This window comes from Psychrobacter sp. PAMC 21119 (genome assembly GCF_000247495.1).
GTDB lineage: Bacteria > Pseudomonadota > Gammaproteobacteria > Pseudomonadales > Moraxellaceae > Psychrobacter > Psychrobacter glaciei.
The window spans coordinates 45,659-61,815 of sequence record NZ_AHVZ01000041.1 but is presented as its reverse complement, the minus strand read 5'-3'; the positions used below and the strand labels follow the sequence as shown (position 1 = coordinate 61,815).

At 42.5% G+C, this 16,157-nt stretch carries 12 protein-coding genes, 1 tRNA gene and 1 other RNA gene; all 14 read left to right on the top strand.

Annotated elements, in window-relative coordinates; all coding sequences use genetic code 11:
- The first annotated feature begins 39 nt into the window (after positions 1 to 39).
- The 14 genes from rnpB to recO all read left to right on the top strand — a co-directional run bounded on the left by rnpB (position 40) and on the right by recO (position 16,153).
- Positions 40 to 422, top strand: an RNA gene (gene rnpB / locus RH96_RS14665) — RNase P RNA component class A.
- 144 nt (positions 423 to 566) lie between these two features.
- A tRNA-Met gene (locus tag RH96_RS13725) sits at positions 567 to 643 on the top strand.
- 237 nt (positions 644 to 880) lie between these two features.
- A complete protein-coding gene (locus RH96_RS13720; protein ID WP_010201791.1) occupies positions 881 to 1,693 on the top strand; it encodes an ABC transporter permease in 813 nt (270 codons plus the stop codon).
- Positions 1,694 to 1,728: 35 nt separating this feature from the next.
- Positions 1,729 to 2,400: an ABC transporter ATP-binding protein gene (locus tag RH96_RS13715; RefSeq protein ID WP_026037383.1), complete on the top strand. Its 672-nt coding sequence runs from the start codon at positions 1,729 to 1,731 to the stop codon at positions 2,398 to 2,400.
- Positions 2,369 to 3,484 carry a capsule polysaccharide export inner-membrane protein gene (locus tag RH96_RS13710; protein WP_010201789.1) on the top strand — a complete coding sequence of 372 codons (1,116 nt, stop codon included), beginning with the start codon at positions 2,369 to 2,371 and terminating at the stop codon, positions 3,482 to 3,484. The genes RH96_RS13715 and RH96_RS13710 overlap by 32 nt, the downstream gene beginning before the upstream one ends.
- A gap of 70 nt (positions 3,485 to 3,554) precedes the next feature.
- Positions 3,555 to 5,336 (top strand): polysaccharide biosynthesis/export family protein, encoded by a 1,782-nt coding sequence (locus RH96_RS13705; protein ID WP_010201788.1) that lies wholly within the window; start codon positions 3,555 to 3,557, stop codon positions 5,334 to 5,336.
- A gap of 65 nt (positions 5,337 to 5,401) precedes the next feature.
- Positions 5,402 to 7,939, top strand: a complete 2,538-nt coding sequence (locus tag RH96_RS13700) for a capsular polysaccharide biosynthesis protein (RefSeq protein WP_010201787.1) — start codon at positions 5,402 to 5,404, stop codon at positions 7,937 to 7,939.
- 156 nt (positions 7,940 to 8,095) lie between these two features.
- On the top strand, positions 8,096 to 9,316 hold the full coding sequence (locus RH96_RS13695; RefSeq protein ID WP_227500976.1) for a capsule biosynthesis protein: 1,221 nt from the start codon (positions 8,096 to 8,098) through the stop codon (positions 9,314 to 9,316).
- A 274-nt stretch (positions 9,317 to 9,590) separates the two neighbouring features.
- A complete protein-coding gene (gene lepA, locus RH96_RS13690; RefSeq protein WP_010201785.1) occupies positions 9,591 to 11,387 on the top strand; it encodes a translation elongation factor 4 in 1,797 nt (598 codons plus the stop codon).
- Between the two features lie 80 nt (positions 11,388 to 11,467).
- Complete coding sequence (gene lepB, locus RH96_RS13685; RefSeq protein ID WP_010201784.1) at positions 11,468 to 12,370, top strand: signal peptidase I; 903 nt, start codon at positions 11,468 to 11,470, stop codon at positions 12,368 to 12,370.
- Between the two features lie 174 nt (positions 12,371 to 12,544).
- The gene (locus tag RH96_RS13680) at positions 12,545 to 12,940 is read left to right on the top strand and encodes a DUF4845 domain-containing protein (RefSeq protein ID WP_010201783.1); all 396 of its coding nucleotides are present in this window, start codon (positions 12,545 to 12,547) and stop codon (positions 12,938 to 12,940) included.
- A 266-nt stretch (positions 12,941 to 13,206) separates the two neighbouring features.
- Positions 13,207 to 14,004 carry a ribonuclease III gene (rnc, locus tag RH96_RS13675; protein WP_010201782.1) on the top strand — a complete coding sequence of 266 codons (798 nt, stop codon included), beginning with the start codon at positions 13,207 to 13,209 and terminating at the stop codon, positions 14,002 to 14,004.
- Positions 14,005 to 14,201: 197 nt separating this feature from the next.
- Positions 14,202 to 15,335, top strand: a complete 1,134-nt coding sequence (era, locus tag RH96_RS13670; protein WP_010201781.1) for a GTPase Era — start codon at positions 14,202 to 14,204, stop codon at positions 15,333 to 15,335.
- 47 nt (positions 15,336 to 15,382) lie between these two features.
- Positions 15,383 to 16,153, top strand: coding sequence for a DNA repair protein RecO (gene recO / locus RH96_RS13665; protein ID WP_010201780.1), 771 nt, complete (start codon positions 15,383 to 15,385; stop codon positions 16,151 to 16,153).
- Positions 16,154 to 16,157 lie beyond the last annotated feature (4 nt).

The window sequence follows — 16,157 nt, the reverse complement described above, 5'->3', positions numbered from 1 at the left end:
TATTCCTAGACGGCGATTAGATTTGCTATACTAGCGCGCTTGGTAGACTAGGCAATCGCCGCTGCACACTGGCAACAGATGAGCAGGGGAGGAAAGTCCGGGCTACATAGGGCAGCGTGCCAGCTAACGGCTGGGCAGGGTAACTTGACGACCAGTGCAGCAGAGAGTAGACCGCCTTTGGCTTATATGGGTATCGCAAGATATTCATGTCATCGGTAAGGGTGAAAGGGTGCGGTAAGAGCGCACCGCGTGGCTGGCAACAGTTCACGGCATGGTAAACTCCACGCGTAGCAAGACCAAATAGGCATCGGCATGGCGCGGCCCGCGTTCGATGCGGGTAGGTTGCTTGAGCGTACGAGCGATTGTACGCCTAGAGGAATGATTGTCCACGACAGAACCCGGCTTATCGGTTTACCAAACCTTTTTAATGGCTGAAATTGTATTTATAAAATGCTTACTGTGTGTTGGTGAGTATTTATTTGCAGAAAACGCCATGTTTTTTCGAAAAAATGCCTTTTTGGGGTTGACGAGGTTAGTCAACTTGGGCATAATACCGAGCCTAAAATGGCGATGTAGCTCAGCTGGTTAGAGCGCATGACTCATAATCGTGAGGTCAAGAGTTCAAGTCTCTTCATCGCCACCATTTATAGCAAGACTAGTAACATTAAAAAAGCCAATCCTTTGTGATTGGTTTTTTTTTGCCTAAAATAAATCAGTGAAAACGGTAATTTGCACGAATGTAAATAGAATGCTTAATTATATTTACTTACTGTTTTCTTGCTAAATCATAGGTTTATCTGTCTAGACACAGATTAATTCTTGTAACTTATGTCGCGCTTACTTATCATAGGGGCTGTTTTCAGTAAAGTCCTGTAACGCCATGTCTGTACAATTACCTCCTTATCGTCCAATTAAGCATCGCAGTGGCCTTAAAGTCATGGGTGCCGCGTTTCATGCATTACTCATGCGTGAGCTGCAAACACGCTTTGGCGGCTATCGTTTGGGTTATCTGTGGGCACCGCTTGAAGTTCTATTTCAAGTACTGATATTTTTAGTAATTTTTGGTGCTATTCGTGAGCGTTTAGTGCCTGGAATGGATTTCTCCTTGTTCTTAATAGCTGGGATGGTTCCCTTTCGCATGTTTCAGAAAATAGCGACGAGAGCATTAGGGGCTGTTGAGGCCAATAAAGGCTTGTTGATGTATCGTTCAATCAAGCACGTCGATGTGATTATTGCGCGCTCATTTTTAGAGTTGGTTATTTATTTTTTTACGTCAATATTATTATTGCTTGGCTTAGCTTTCTTTGACATTTATGCCAGTTTAGAAAATTTACATATTGTACTATTTTGCTGGATTACGCTGTTTATATTTAGCTTTGGTGTTGCTTTAATCATGATGGTTGTTGGGTTCTACGGCGGCGAAATTAGCAAGGTAATAACTATATTTTTTACGATACTATATTTTACTTCTGGTATTATTTATCCCATTCATATTATTCCAGAGCCATATTTTAGCTATCTGCTCTATAATCCCTTTATTCATAACATTGAGCTAATAAGACATGCATTCGCGCCTAATTATCCAGCAGATCATATTGATATAGGGTATTTTTTGAAATGGATGTTTGCGGTGAATTTTTTAGGATTGTTGCTCTATAAGTATGCTGAGCGTGACATGATTCGTTCGCGTTAAATATGGCTATGTAAGACAGAAGAAAAGGTAAATAAGTGATTGAAATTAAGAATGTTTCCAAGTCATTTATGACCAAGCAAGGTCGGCATTATCTATTTAAAGATTTGACCCTGACTATTGGTGATAAACAGAATGTCGGATTGCTCGGTCGCAACGGTGCGGGTAAATCGACTTTGCTGCGTATTATATGTGGACTTGATGAGCCAGATCATGGAGAGATTATTACCGATTCGACGATCTCTTGGCCAGTAGGGGTCGCCGGCGGTTTTCAAGGTAGTTTGACGGGTCGTCAAAACGTCCGTTTCGTTTGTCGTCTTTATTCAAGCGGTCCCTATATTGACGAAAAAATTCGTTTCGTAGAAGAGTTTGCTGATATTGGCAGCTATTTTGATATGCCAGTTAAGAGTTATTCGTCAGGAATGAAGTCACGCCTAACGTTCGGCTTAAGCTTAGCGTTTGATTTTGATTACTATATGCTCGATGAGGCAGGTGCGGTTGGTGATGCGGCTTTTCGTAAGCGTAGTGAAGAGATTTTGGCAGCGCGACGCGCACAAGCAGGGTTTTTAATAGTGTCACACAATATTGGTGATATTAAACGTAATTGCGATATTGGCATTGTTTTAATGGATCAGACAGCACACGTGTTTGACGATACAACAGAAGCGATTGAGGTTTATGAAAAGCATATCCACAAAGCAAAAAAGTAAGATAGTTAACATCTCGTTATTTATCGGCTTAGTAATCATTCCTTGGGTGCTAGTGATATTTTATGTCATGACCCTTGCACATCCCCGGTTTATTTCGACGGCTGATGTGGTCGTAAAACAAGTGAGCGAATCTAGCGTGCCATCTGGTGGCGGTTTATCGGCCTTACTGGGTGTCAATAGCACCAGTAAAGAAGATGCAACCTATCTGACTGAATATATCTTGTCTAACGATATGGTGAAGCGCCTCGATAACAAGTTCAAGTTCCGAGAAGCTTACCATGTCGATGGCTCAGATCCGCTCAATGAAATTGATCCTGACGCCTCGCAAGAAGATTTACTCGAATATTTCAAAAGTCGTGTCCATATTAATCTTGACGAGCAAAGCTATGTGCTTTCGGTATCGACAGAAGCCTTTGATTCGGACTATGCTTTTGAGCTTAATAAAGCGATTTTGAGTGAGTCTGAGCAGTTTGTAAACCGTATTTCACAAGAGGTCGCGCGTGATCAGCTAGTGTTTGCAGAGACACAATTAGATGAATCACAAGATCGCTTGAATGATGCCAAAGAACAGCTACTCAACTATCAAAATGAAAACGAAATTTATGATCCGCAAGCCAATGCGCAAATTGTTAATCAGCTGATTGGTAGCTTACAAGCGCAGCTTAGCTCATTGCGCACAGAAGAGCGACAACTGCTCAGCTATCTCAATCCAGATGCCCCGCAAGTGGTGTCGTTAAGAAGTCAGATAAAAGCGGTTGAAGAACAAATCAATCAAGAGCAAACCAAATTGACGTCACCAAACACCACCAAATTGAACCGTCAAGCGGTACAATTTGAGACGATTAAAGCCGACGTTGAGTTTGCCACTGAACTATATAAGTTGTCACTATCATCGCTTGAAAAGGCACGTTTAGAAGCCTTTAAAAAGATGAAAAACTTGATTGTGATTTCCACCCCTTATGAAGCTGAAGAAGCCTCATATCCACGTCACATTTATATCATTTGGACATCGCTTGCATTGCTTTTGATGCTTTATGGCTTCGTACGTTTAGTGATGGCAGTGGTTCGTGACCATCGTAGCTAGATTTGATCAAGGCAGTTTTGAAAAACCAGATACCAGTAATGATCGACAGATCTGCAAAGGAAGACAACGCATGAACATGAAACCACGTCCTATCGTGACGATGATTAAGGTAATGAGCTTGACGATGGCTGCGACCAGCATCTCAGCACTCGCAGCGACCAGTTATGCGGATCAAATATCAGGATCTAGCTTTGGCACTAGTAGCAATAGCATGAGTCAAGACCAAAACCGCAGCAATATCAATGTCTCAACGCAAGCTTTTGCTGGCGGTGTGCCAGCTCAAGCAACGACTCAAGAAGCAGTCGATGCAGCAAGTTTACCGAGTCAGTCGGTTATTAACACCACACGACCTTATCAAGACATCAATACCCAAGATTTGATGTTTGGCGAACAGTTATTTCGTGGTGCGTTCTCGACGACTTCTGGCTCTACTTTTAACGATAGCTATGTGATCAACCCTGGCGATAATGTACAGGTGCGGATGTGGGGTGCGTATCAATATGCGGCAACGACAACTGTTGATCCGCAAGGCAATATCTTTTTGCCAAATGTGGGTCCAGTCCGTATTTCTGGTGTGCAAAATGGCAGTCTACAAAACGTCGTCAAGAGTGCAGTCAGTCGTATTTACCGCTCGAACGTTGGTGTTTATGCATCTTTAGAGCAAGCGCAACCAGTTAAGGTTTTCGTGACTGGCTTTGTCAAACAGCCTGGTTACTACGGTGGGCTTGCCGCAGATTCGGTGTTGTCTTATTTAGATCGTGCAGGTGGTGTCGACCCAACACGTGGTAGTTATATTGATATCCAAATCAAGCGCAATGGTCAAATGCTACAGCAAGTCAATCTATATGATTTTTTACTGGCGGGTAAACTGCAATCATTTGCGTTTCGTGACGGTGATGTGATTACGGTTGCGCCGCAGAAAAAAACGTTTGTAGTGGGCGGGCAAGTTCAGAATGAATACACCTTTGAATTTGATGTGAATGATTTGACCATTGGTGACGTATTACAAGTGGCCAGTCCAGCAGCGAATGCCACCAACGTTAGTATCACTCGCAGTGCAGGACGAGCGCAAACGGCAGAGTATTATTCACTTGCAGAAGCGCAGAATGTCCCTGTCTATAATGGTGATCAAATGGTAGTGACCTCAGATCGCTATGCAGGCACAATCGCTGTACAGGTGAAAGGTGCGCATACGGGTAATGGCGCGATGGTTGTACCATACGGTGCTCGCCTAAAAGATATCGTCCCTCAATTGCAGCCGAGTCCACTGGCGAAACTGACGCATCTCACCATATATCGTCAATCTGTTGCTGAACAACAAAAACGCATGATTAATGAATCGCTTGATCGTTTGGAAGAGTTAACACTAGCCACTCAGTCAACGACTCGTGAAGAAGCCGCACTACGCCAAGATGATGCTGCACTGGTTAAGCAGTTCGTCGCCAAGGCGCGTAATGTACAGACTGATGGTCAGATTGTTGTTGTGCCAAACTCGTGGCAGGATATTATTCTGCAGCAAGGCGATATTATTGAGATACCAGCGCAGACATCAGTCATTACCGTTAATGGTCAAGTACGAGCACAAGGCGCACTTACCTTTAATCCTGATTATACCGTTGGTGATTATGTTGCCAATTCTGGTGGTTTCTCTGATAATGCCGACGTTAAAGAAATCTTGATTATTCATCAAAATGGCGCCAGCGAAGTGGTCAACACTGCCTACCGTATTCAGCAGGGTGATGAGATTATGGTATTACCGAAAGTCAAAACCAAGCGTGTGGAAATTGCTCGTGGCTTATCGCAAATTATTTATCAATTGGCAATTGCAGCTAAGGTTGTATTAGATCTATAACGGTTCATACTGGTTATGTAGATTGAGACAACAATGACTAATAATGACTAATAAAGGTATCGAGAATGGCAAAAAGTGTAAAAGATAAGGATGAGATGCAAGGAATGTCTACCTTTGATGACGCACTATTTTCGCCATTATTGAAGCCTGAGGTTTTAATATCTGAGGTATTGAAACCTGAGGTATTAAAACCTAAAGCACCAAAACGTCTGGCGGTAGTCGGTAAAGGTATGTGCCGTAATAACCTTTTACTATCGAGTGTCCTGCGAGCAGACATTCAGCGTTGGTATCCTTGGTCAAGCTTGCAACAACGTCTTAATATAGGCATTGAAACCCCTGATGCCTTTATCGGTTGGGGTCATAAGAAAAGCTATCAACGAGCGAAGCATGCTGCCAAACGCCGAGATATTCCTACATTAAGTATCGAGGATGGTTTTTTACGGTCGTTAGATTCAGGGCTCAGTAGCCGCTATGGGCTGAGCGTCATCACTGATGATATTGGTATTTACTTTGATTTAACGCAGCACTCACGCCTTGAGCAACTGATTATTGAGCGTACTAAATATGCTATTACGACCAATAATAAAAGTATAGATGAAGAACGCGCTCGACAATTGATGGTACGTATATGCGACGAAAGGCTTAGCAAGTACAACTCAGTTATCGATTGTCCATCATTGGACAAGTTGGCTGATGAAGAAAATACAAATCCAAAAGAAAGCGCTTTAACATCGCATGTTTTATTGATTGACCAAGTGGTTGGCGACGCGTCTATTAAAGGTGCTGGTGCGAACAAACGTCAGTTTAAGAAGATGTTAAAATCTGCATACCGTAGTCATCCAAATGCACATATTTGGATCAAGGCTCACCCTGCCTCAAAATCAGGATATCTGACCAATTTAAAGTTACCAAAAAACGTCCGACTATTAACCCAAACGCTTAACCCTATCGAATTATTAACGCAAGTTAGCGATGTTTATACCGTTAGCTCGCATATGGGCTTTGAAGCATTGATGCTTGGTAAGACAGTGCATTGCTTTGGTGTTAATTGGTATAGTGGCTGGGGACTGACCGATGATAGCGGTGCACCCAAAAATCTGCTTAAAGCGGTCGAGAAACGTCGTCAAAAACTTGTCACCAAGCTACAAGAGGCTAAGGGGAATTCAACTCCTGCATTATTTCCTAAATCATTTCCTAAATCATTTCCTAAAAAAACATCTGCGACGTTAGAAACGTTATTTTATAGCGCCTATATCGATTATAGCCGCTATGTAGATCCAGCCACCAAGCAAGCCTGCGAGATTGACACAGCTATTGAATGGCTAGTGACTAATCGATATTGGCAAGGACGCCTTGAATGTAATTTGACGATATATGAATTTAGCCGCTGGAAGCTGCCGTTTGTGAAGGCTTTCGTTCATCTGCCACGTACCACTCTGTTTATAAAACCCAAACCACGCCTCAAGAATTTACTGCACCCTGATCACTTACGGGTCAATTATCAGCAGCCGCTATTGGTATGGGGTTTAGCGAAGCGTCAACAGGTACAAAAAAAACTACAGACCAAGATTTCCAAGCAGCAGCATTCACAGATGCCGCCTATTTACTGCATGGAAGATGGGTTTATTCGCTCAAACGGTTTGGGTGCGACCTTGTTGGCGCCATTGTCAGTGGTTATAGACAAGCAAGGTATCTATTATGACGCGACGCAGCCGTCAGATTTGGAAACGTTATTACGTCATTGTCAGGCGATGAGCCCACAGCAAAGTAGGCGTGTAAAACAACTTCAAGATAAGTTGCTTAGTCAGCGGGTGAGTAAATACAATGTCGGGACTGATATCGGCAGTGCTGATAGCCAGCATACTTCTTGGATACATAATGCAAAGGTATCTGGAAAACACCGCATTCTTATCGTTGGACAAGTCGAAGATGATTTATCGGTGCAATATTGTGGTTCAGAAATTAAGACCAATAGCGGCTTGATTGAGCGTGTACAGCGAGACAATCCAGATGCTTATCTGATTTATAAACCTCATCCAGATGTTGAGGCGGGCTTGCGCGTAGGTAAGGTAGGAGAGGCGCATCTAAAACAAGTTCAAGCGGTCGCTTATGATACAGCGATGCCGGACTGTTTAGAGGGTGTCGATGAAGTTCATACCATGAGTTCATTAACGGGATTTGAAGCCTTGTTGCGTGGTTTAAAAGTGACTTGCTACGGTTTACCGTTTTATGCAGGCTGGGGCCTAACGACCGATATTGATACACAGCTACCATTAAAAGCTGAGTATCTAAGCAGGCGCAAACGAGAAACAGCATTGACACTTGAACAACTGCTGCATTGCACGTTGATAGACTATCCTTTATATCGACTTCCTAATGGTTATGGGCTGGCGCAAGTCGAGCAAGTCATTGATTACTTGTACCCGCCAAAAAATAACGCTTTTGCCGCAACTCAAATTGAAATAAATAATAATTCGGTCAAAATAATTTCTATTTCCCAAAAACTTTCAGCCGTACCCAGTCAGTTCAAGCGCCAAGCTGCCACCCGTTTTATGCAGCAGCGTCATCAATGGCAGCAGCGTCTACGTAGAGTGCTTCGTTAATTTGCTCTAAACACGTGATGTAAAACCATTGCGACAAGTATGGGCTTTTTCGGTATAATCATTGATAATTAATGTCTATTCACGCGGTCTAACGACCACTCTTGCTTTTATCTTTTATCCTTCAATTAATGGTAATTCAATACTATGGCAGCTTCGATGTCTCATTTGCTTACTCATCGACACGTTTTGCTGTTACAAGGAAAGATGGGCGGATTTTTTGACCGTTTTTCTACATTTTTGCAAACTCAAAATATTCAAGTAAGTAAAATAAACTTTAATGCAGGCGATGCTTTTTTTTATAGCCATCCTAATACGCATGAATACACGGGCACTTTGGCGCACTTTTCATCTTGGTTGCAGGTTTTTATTGCTGAGCATAATATTGATGCGATTGTATGTTTTGGCGACTGTCGCCCACATCATACGCAAGCGTCCTGTATCAGTGAAAAATTAGGCACCTCATTTTTTGTGTTTGAAGAAGGCTATTTACGCCCTGATTATATTACCTTGCAAGAGTATGGTATTAATGGCTATTCACGCCTAAATACTGAAGATATTAAAGCGCTCAAAAAGGCTAATGACCATCCAATCTATACGCACAATCGCTTTTATCGGCTAAGTATTGCTGCTATTGTTTATTATATTATTGCTTGGCTATACAAAAGCCGCTATCCGCATTATTCACATTACCGTGGCATGACGGCATGGCAAGAGGCAATCGCGTGGCTCAAAGCGCCATGGCGTAAATTGCGAGGGTATTTACCTGATAAACAACTACAAAAGAGGCTGACCAAACAAGAAAGTGATAATTATTTCTTGATCAGCTTACAAGTCCATAATGACTCGCAGATTACCCATCATAGTGATTATCATGACATAGTACAGTTCATTGACGAAGCCATTGCAAGCTTTGCAGGTCATGCGAATCAAACACAGCTATTGGTATTTAAACACCATCCCTTAGATCGTGGTCATCGAGACTATCGTGAATTGGTCTCCAGTTTAGCCACGCGCTATCAGGTCAGCCACCGCGTCTTTTATGGCTGCGATATGCATCTACCAACCTTGATGAAGCATAGTATCGGCATGGTGACGATTAACAGTACAACAGGGTTGCAGTCGGTATACCACAAAAAACCTACTAAGGTGATGGGTCGAGCAATTTACGACACCCCAAAACTGACCGACCCAAAGCCGCTTGATGATTTTTGGCAGCATCCTAAAGACCCAGACAATGAGTTCTATTTAAGATTCCGTGAGTATCTGATCGAGCAGACACAAATCAATGGGGCTTTTTATGGTCGATCGCCATGGATGTACAAATATCTAAAGCAAACAAATAGAGACACCAGCGCAATCTCTGATACGGCTAAATAGCTCATCAAGCAGGAGTTGGCTATCAATGTTCTTTGATTCATTACAGCGTTTAACGTTGCGTTATAAAATGCTAAATTAAGCGCTTATTTAACCGTTAACGCTATTCAGTCGTTAGTGTCAGCAGCCATTCTAATTCCTACTAATAAAATCGCCTTACTTTACAGTGGAAAACTGCTAGAATACCTGCATATATCGGTACGTCGCAGCAATGGATGTTATTGCCCTTTTTGCGAACCGATCATTATTCTATCACCCTTAATTTAGTAGGCGCTTTGTGACTGCATTAGCCAATATTCGTAACTTTTCTATCATTGCCCACATTGATCATGGCAAATCGACCCTTGCCGATCGTTTCATTCAAATGTGCGGTGCCTTGCAAGACCGTGAAATGCAGGCGCAAGTACTCGACTCAATGGATATTGAGCGTGAGCGCGGTATCACCATCAAAGCGCAGTCAGTGACTTTGTTTTATGACCACCCAAATGGCGAGCGCTATCAGCTCAACTTTATTGATACGCCAGGCCACGTTGATTTTTCTTACGAAGTCTCGCGTTCATTGGCTGCCTGTGAAGGGGCGCTATTGGTCGTAGATGCGGCGCAAGGCGTGGAAGCACAATCGGTCGCTAACTGCTATACCGCAGTCGATCAAGGCTTAGAAGTGATGGCGGTTTTAAACAAAATTGACCTACCACAAGTTGAGCCTGAGCGTGTTATTCAAGAGATTGAGGACATCATTGGTATCGATGCTGTCGATGCCCCACGTGTATCAGCGAAATCTGGTCTTGGTGTGGATAAATTACTAGAGGCTTTGGTTGCTTTTATTCCCGCACCCACCGGCGACCGTGAAGCCCCGCTACAAGCGTTGATTATTGACTCATGGTTTGACAATTATTTGGGTGTGGTCTCTTTAGTACGTGTGCGTCAAGGAACCATACGTAAAGGTGACAAGCTCTATATCAAGTCCACCAAAGAAGCGCACTTGGTCGGCTCTATTGGTGTTTTCACACCGAAACCTCTAGATACGGGTGTTTTGGAAGCCGGTGAAGTTGGCTTTATTATTGCTGGTATTAAAGATATTGCTGGTGCGCCCGTTGGTGATACGATTACCCATGCCAAAACGCCTGATGTTGATCGTATTCCTGGATTTAAGCAGGTGACGCCGCAAGTCTATGCCGGTATGTTCCCTGTCGAATCTACTGACTTCGAAAAATTTCGTGAAGCGTTGCAAAAATTGCAAATTAACGATGCCTCGTTGTTTTTTGAGCCAGATACCTCAGATGCGCTTGGTTTTGGTTTCCGTTGCGGCTTTTTGGGTATGCTGCACATGGAGATTATCCAAGAGCGCCTAGAGCGTGAGTATGACTTGGATCTCATCACCACGGCACCGTCGGTTATTTATGAGATTGTAAAAAAAGATGGCAGTATTATTTATGTCGATAACCCATCAAGACTGCCTGAACCTAATAACATTGAAGAGTTTCGTGAGCCGATCGCCCGCTGTCAGATTTTAGTACCGCAAGATTATTTGGGTAACGTTATGACGCTATGTATTGAGCGTCGCGGCGTCCAAGTTGATATGCGCTTTATGGGACGTCAAGTTCAGCTGATATTTGACATTCCGATGGGCGAGGTGGTGATGGATTTCTTTGATCGCCTAAAGTCTGTGTCACGTGGATTTGCCTCACTTGATTATAATTTTGAACGTTACCAAGTCGACAAACTGGTCAAAGTAGATGTGTTGATTAACGGTGACAAAGTCGACGCCCTAGCCATGATTGTGCACGAAACCCAGTCTCGTTACCGTGGTAATGCGCTTGTTACTAAAATGAAAGAATTGATACCACGCCAAATGTTTGATGTGGCGATTCAGGCCGCTATTGGCAGTCAAATCATTGGACGTAGCACCGTCAAAGCCATGCGTAAAGATGTATTGGCCAAGTGTTATGGTGGTGATGTTTCTCGCAAAAAGAAACTGCTGTCTAAACAAAAAGCAGGTAAAAAACGCATGAAGCAAGTGGGTAATGTAGAAATTCCACAAGAAGCATTTTTAGCAGTATTGCAAGTCGATTAAGACATTGATATACGTATAATCATCGCTAGTCTTATAAATTAAAATAGTCAGATAAGCAGCTCGTTAATAGGCAATTTAGTATGGATTTCGATTTTAATTTGATTTTAGTGCCATTAACTATTGGCTTGGGTATTATTTGGCTATTAGATAAGCTAGCGTTTAAACAGCGCAAAACACGTGGTCGCGGTCAAGAGAGCTTATTGGTACGCTGGGCTTATGATTTTTTCCCTGTATTGGCAGTGGTATTAATAGTTCGCTCATTTTTAATTGAGCCGTTTAATATTCCTTCCTCATCCATGGTACCAACTTTATATACTGGCGATTTTATTGCGGTCAACAAGTATGCCTACGGTGTGCGTTTGCCACTGACTTATAATAAAGTATTGGATACAGGCGCGCCTGAGCATGGCGATGTGGCGGTATTTCGCTACCCAGAAAACCCAAGTATTTATTATATCAAGCGCGTCATTGGCTTACCGGGTGATACGGTCAGCTATGATCAAGGCACGCTTGCTATCAATGACGTACCAGTAGCAACCAAATCAATCGATTTTGATGCCAATGCTGAGCTCACTGCACAGCTGTATCCCCCAGGACAAATTGCACCAGGGCAAGTCCTTACGGAAGAAAACGCTGCAGCAATGGGTCAACAAGAAGAAGGTGAGGCGCAATATTTTCAAGAAACACAGGGTGAGCATGAGCATCTCGTTCGCTACTTGAAAGGTATGAATAGTTCGCAGTATGGGCCGTTTTTGCAGCAGCAGTCACCAGAAGTGGTTAGCTCAGAAGGAAATGAGTGGCGTATTAAGGTTCCTGAAGGTAATTACTTTGTGATGGGTGATAACCGTGATCGCAGTGCTGACGGTCGCTTTTGGGGCTTTGTCCCTGATGAAAACCTAGCAGGCAAGGCCGTCTATATTTGGATGCATAAGCCACCTGGTCTCAACGTACCCACCTTTTCGCGTAATGGCTCTATTGATTAAAGTCATGGAGCAACAGCGTGTTTATTTATGGACAATAGTTTCGTGCTACTATTATGATGATCCGATAATGTTAAATATCCAATCATTGTGACTGTCTAATAGTTTAATAAATGGATACTTAGTGTTATTGAAGTATCTAATAAAAATATAGCAATTTACCCGTTGAGAGGTGTTATGGTGCAGCAGTTATCTGGTTTGTCTACCCAGCGCGGCGCTAGCGTGACTAGCATTGTATTATTTATCATTGTTCTCGGTATTGCTGTCAAGTTGATGATTGCTATTGTACCAGCACAGATCGGTGATTATCAGCTGACTAAGCTCTTAGGAATGGAGCTTAAAGAAGCCAATGACAAAGGTGAGACGGCCAAGCAATTCGTCGAGCGTGTGAATCGGCAGTTATCTATCAATGCTGATTATGATACCAATGCAGAAGACGTGTTTACTTTCACTAATAAAAAGACGGGTCAGCTAGCTATCTATAAGAAATACGAACAAACCAATAACCTTTTCGGTAATGTCGATATTGTCAATCGCTTCGAAGGTGATATTGACGCAACCATGGCAGAGTAGACTGAATGAGTGTATAGCTCATTTCTTATTTATTCGTCAAACATCATTTGCTACCATATTTTTTATTAACTAATCGTTATTAACTAATCGTTATTAACTAATCGTTATTAACTAATCGTTATTAACTAATCGTTATTAACTAATCGTTATTAACTAATCGTTATTAACTAATCGTTATTAACTAATCGTTATTAACTAATCGTTATTAACCAGTCATTATTAACCAATTACCTCAGTAAAACAAAAGGGATAACCACAAGCCACGCATGAAACCAACTTCGCAGCACTCTCAGGCGGTTCCTACTCCCCAAACAAATAACACGTCTGTCGACACGCTTATTGTTAGCTCAGAATTCATCCAACGCTTGGCCATATTAACGCGCAAGCTGGGTTATGTGTTTAATAATCTAACACTTCCCAAGCTGGCACTGACTCATCGCTCGTTTGATAGCAAAAAAAACTATGAGCGTTTAGAGTTTTTGGGCGATGCATTATTGGGTATGATTGTGGGTGAGGCTTTATATCATCGTTATCCCAGTCAAAACGAAGGGCGTTTGACGCGTATGCGTGCCACTTTGGTGCGCCAAGAATCGCTGGTTATCATTGCTCAAAATCTAGAGCTTTCCAATCATTTGATATTAGGGATAGGTGAGCGTAAAGGTGGTGGTCGTAATCGTGCTTCTATATTAGCGGATGCCGTAGAGTCGCTGATTGGTGCTATCTACTTAGACAGTCAGGATATGACTATTACTCGTGATTGCGTGCTCTCATGGTATGGAGACCTGATTGATAATGTCAATGACCAGAAAGCTCTAAAAGACGCTAAGAGCCGCTTGCAAGAATGGTTGCAATCTAAGCAATTTGATTTGCCACATTATGAGCTTATGGAAACCCGTGGCAATGCACCGCATCAAATTTTTGTGGTGCGCTGTCAGGTAAACATTAGTAACTGCCCTGATATTACTGAATCGGGTGAAAGTCGCCGTATTGCTGAACAAAAAGCAGCAGAGCTGATGATTAATCAGCTGCATAAGCTCCCAAGCCTGCCTAAAACTCGCTCGTAATCTAGACAGCAAAACCATATTTTGACCAAAAAATGAATTTACAATTTTTTTAAGTAAGAGTTATTTTTAAATAATACTTATTTTAAAACCGCAAATATTCTCAAGCCAAGCATGGTGCTGCTATCTTATTTGATATTACTTTATTTTAGATAGCAGTAGAACTGTTGAGCTGATGATAAACCCCACAGGATAAACCTATGAGCAATCGTACTGACTTGCCATCAAACAATGAAGATAATACCAACGCTATGACCCAAAAAGCAGACGTAAAACCAATACTAGAAAATGCTGAATTAAAAAGTGCTGACTTAAATTCCGAGCACTCAGAAAATAATGAGGCAGAAAGCAACGATGTAGAAAACGATCTGGCCATCGAAGAGTTTTTCTCGCCAAATAATAATGCGAGTATGGCTGATGACTTTAAAGCTGGCTATGTGGCAATCGTTGGACGTCCAAACGTGGGTAAGTCGACCTTGATGAACCATTTATTGGGTCAGAAATTATCTATTACGTCACGTAAGCCGCAAACGACTCGCCACCGTATCCACGGTATTTTGTCCAATCATGAAATGCAGGCAGTATTCGTTGACACACCAGGTATTCATCGCAATGAAGTACGTGCTATTAATGAGCGTATGAATAAAGCCGCAGTATCTGCATTAGTAGATGTTGATTTGGTATTATTCGTTGTTGATTCAGATCAATGGCGTGATGATGATTTGTTAGTTTTACAAAAGCTTGGCGACACTAATCTAACTGTAGTTTTAGTGATTAATAAAGCGGATACCTTAAAGGACAAAGGCAGTGTTTTACCGCTGATGGAAACCTTTAATGATAGCTTTGATTTTGCCGACATCGTCCCGGTCTCCGCTTTGAAAAACCAAAACCTAGATCGCCTGCAAGAAGTAATCGCCTCACATCTACCTATTGCTGCCCCTATTTATGATACCGAGCAAATCACTGATCGCTCAGAGCGTTTCTTAGCCAGTGAAATTATCCGCGAAAAAATCATGCGTAGCGCCGGTGACGAAGTGCCATATGACTTAACGGTACAGATTGATGGTTTCAAAGATGAGCCTGCACACACTGATCCAAAAACAGGGCGTCCACGTAAGGCTTGTACTTTCATCGATGCAACTATCTACGTCGAGCGTAGTGGTCAAAAAGCCATTGTCATCGGTGATAAAGGTCAACGTATCAAGCAAGTTGGTATGGATGCTCGTAAAGATATGGAGCAGTTGTTTGATAAAAAAATTATGCTGACACTGTGGGTGAAAGTGAAACGTGGCTGGTCTGATGACGAACGTGCATTGACCAGTTTGGGCTATTAATAGCGATTAAAATTAGTCTTTTATAATCAGCGCTGAGGTAATGATAGATGCGTAATGAAGCATTGATTGGTTATTTACTACACCAGCGCCCTTATCAAGAAAAACGTGCCTTATACTATTTATTTTCTCAGCAGCATGGTGTCATACATGGGATTGGTAAAAAAGGCGCGCCTTTATTTATGCCTTTACAACTGTTTGCCACGGGTAAGCGGGATTTAAAGACATTCAGTCAGATTAATATTGCACCTCAGCACGTCGTACAGACAGACGTACTTCCAGAAGACGATGCTGCAAAAACGCTCACAGCCATTCCCTACGAGAATATCACTGGTCAACACCAATATGCTGCCTTGTATCTAAACGAAATACTATGGCGCTTATTGCCCACTGAAGATCCGATGCCAAAACTATGGCAACATTACCAAGACAGTTTGGATAGGCTAAAACAGCCATTAACGGCTAATGAGCTGCGCTTGTGTTTGCGGCAGTTTGAGCAGTATCTATTTAATGAGTTGGGTTTTGCCTTGACACTAACGCAGGATAATGTTCAAGATAGTATCGAGTCTCAGAGTGTTTATCGGTTCTTACCGGATGCCGGTTTGGTGCCGATTGTGCAAGGTGAGTTTTTAGAAAGTGCTGATATGGGGCGAGCGGTTTTTGAGGGCAGTGAGATAGTGATGATGGTGGAGCAGGGAATAAGCGATGTCACACTTAATGCTTGGTCGCGTTTGCATCGGCAATTGATTGACCACCTCCTAGATTATCAGCCGCTACAAAGTCGCTTGCTTTGGCAGCAGCAGCAGCGCTATCAGTTATAGCTAA

What these genes read in the sequence shown, in the direction of transcription:
- RH96_RS13720 (WP_010201791.1), top strand. Translation starts at nt 881, where the DNA reads ATGTCTGTACAATTACCTCCTTATCGTCCAATTAAGCATCGCAGTGGC.
- RH96_RS13710 (WP_010201789.1), top strand. Translation starts at nt 2,369, where the DNA reads ATGAAAAGCATATCCACAAAGCAAAAAAGTAAGATAGTTAACATCTCG.
- RH96_RS13705 (WP_010201788.1), top strand. Translation starts at nt 3,555, where the DNA reads ATGAACATGAAACCACGTCCTATCGTGACGATGATTAAGGTAATGAGC.
- RH96_RS13700 (WP_010201787.1), top strand. Translation starts at nt 5,402, where the DNA reads ATGGCAAAAAGTGTAAAAGATAAGGATGAGATGCAAGGAATGTCTACC.
- RH96_RS13695 (WP_227500976.1), top strand. Translation starts at nt 8,096, where the DNA reads ATGTCTCATTTGCTTACTCATCGACACGTTTTGCTGTTACAAGGAAAG.
- lepB (WP_010201784.1), top strand. Translation starts at nt 11,468, where the DNA reads ATGGATTTCGATTTTAATTTGATTTTAGTGCCATTAACTATTGGCTTG.
- RH96_RS13680 (WP_010201783.1), top strand. Translation starts at nt 12,545, where the DNA reads ATGGTGCAGCAGTTATCTGGTTTGTCTACCCAGCGCGGCGCTAGCGTG.
- rnc (WP_010201782.1), top strand. Translation starts at nt 13,207, where the DNA reads ATGAAACCAACTTCGCAGCACTCTCAGGCGGTTCCTACTCCCCAAACA.
- era (WP_010201781.1), top strand. Translation starts at nt 14,202, where the DNA reads ATGAGCAATCGTACTGACTTGCCATCAAACAATGAAGATAATACCAAC.
- recO (WP_010201780.1), top strand. Translation starts at nt 15,383, where the DNA reads ATGCGTAATGAAGCATTGATTGGTTATTTACTACACCAGCGCCCTTAT.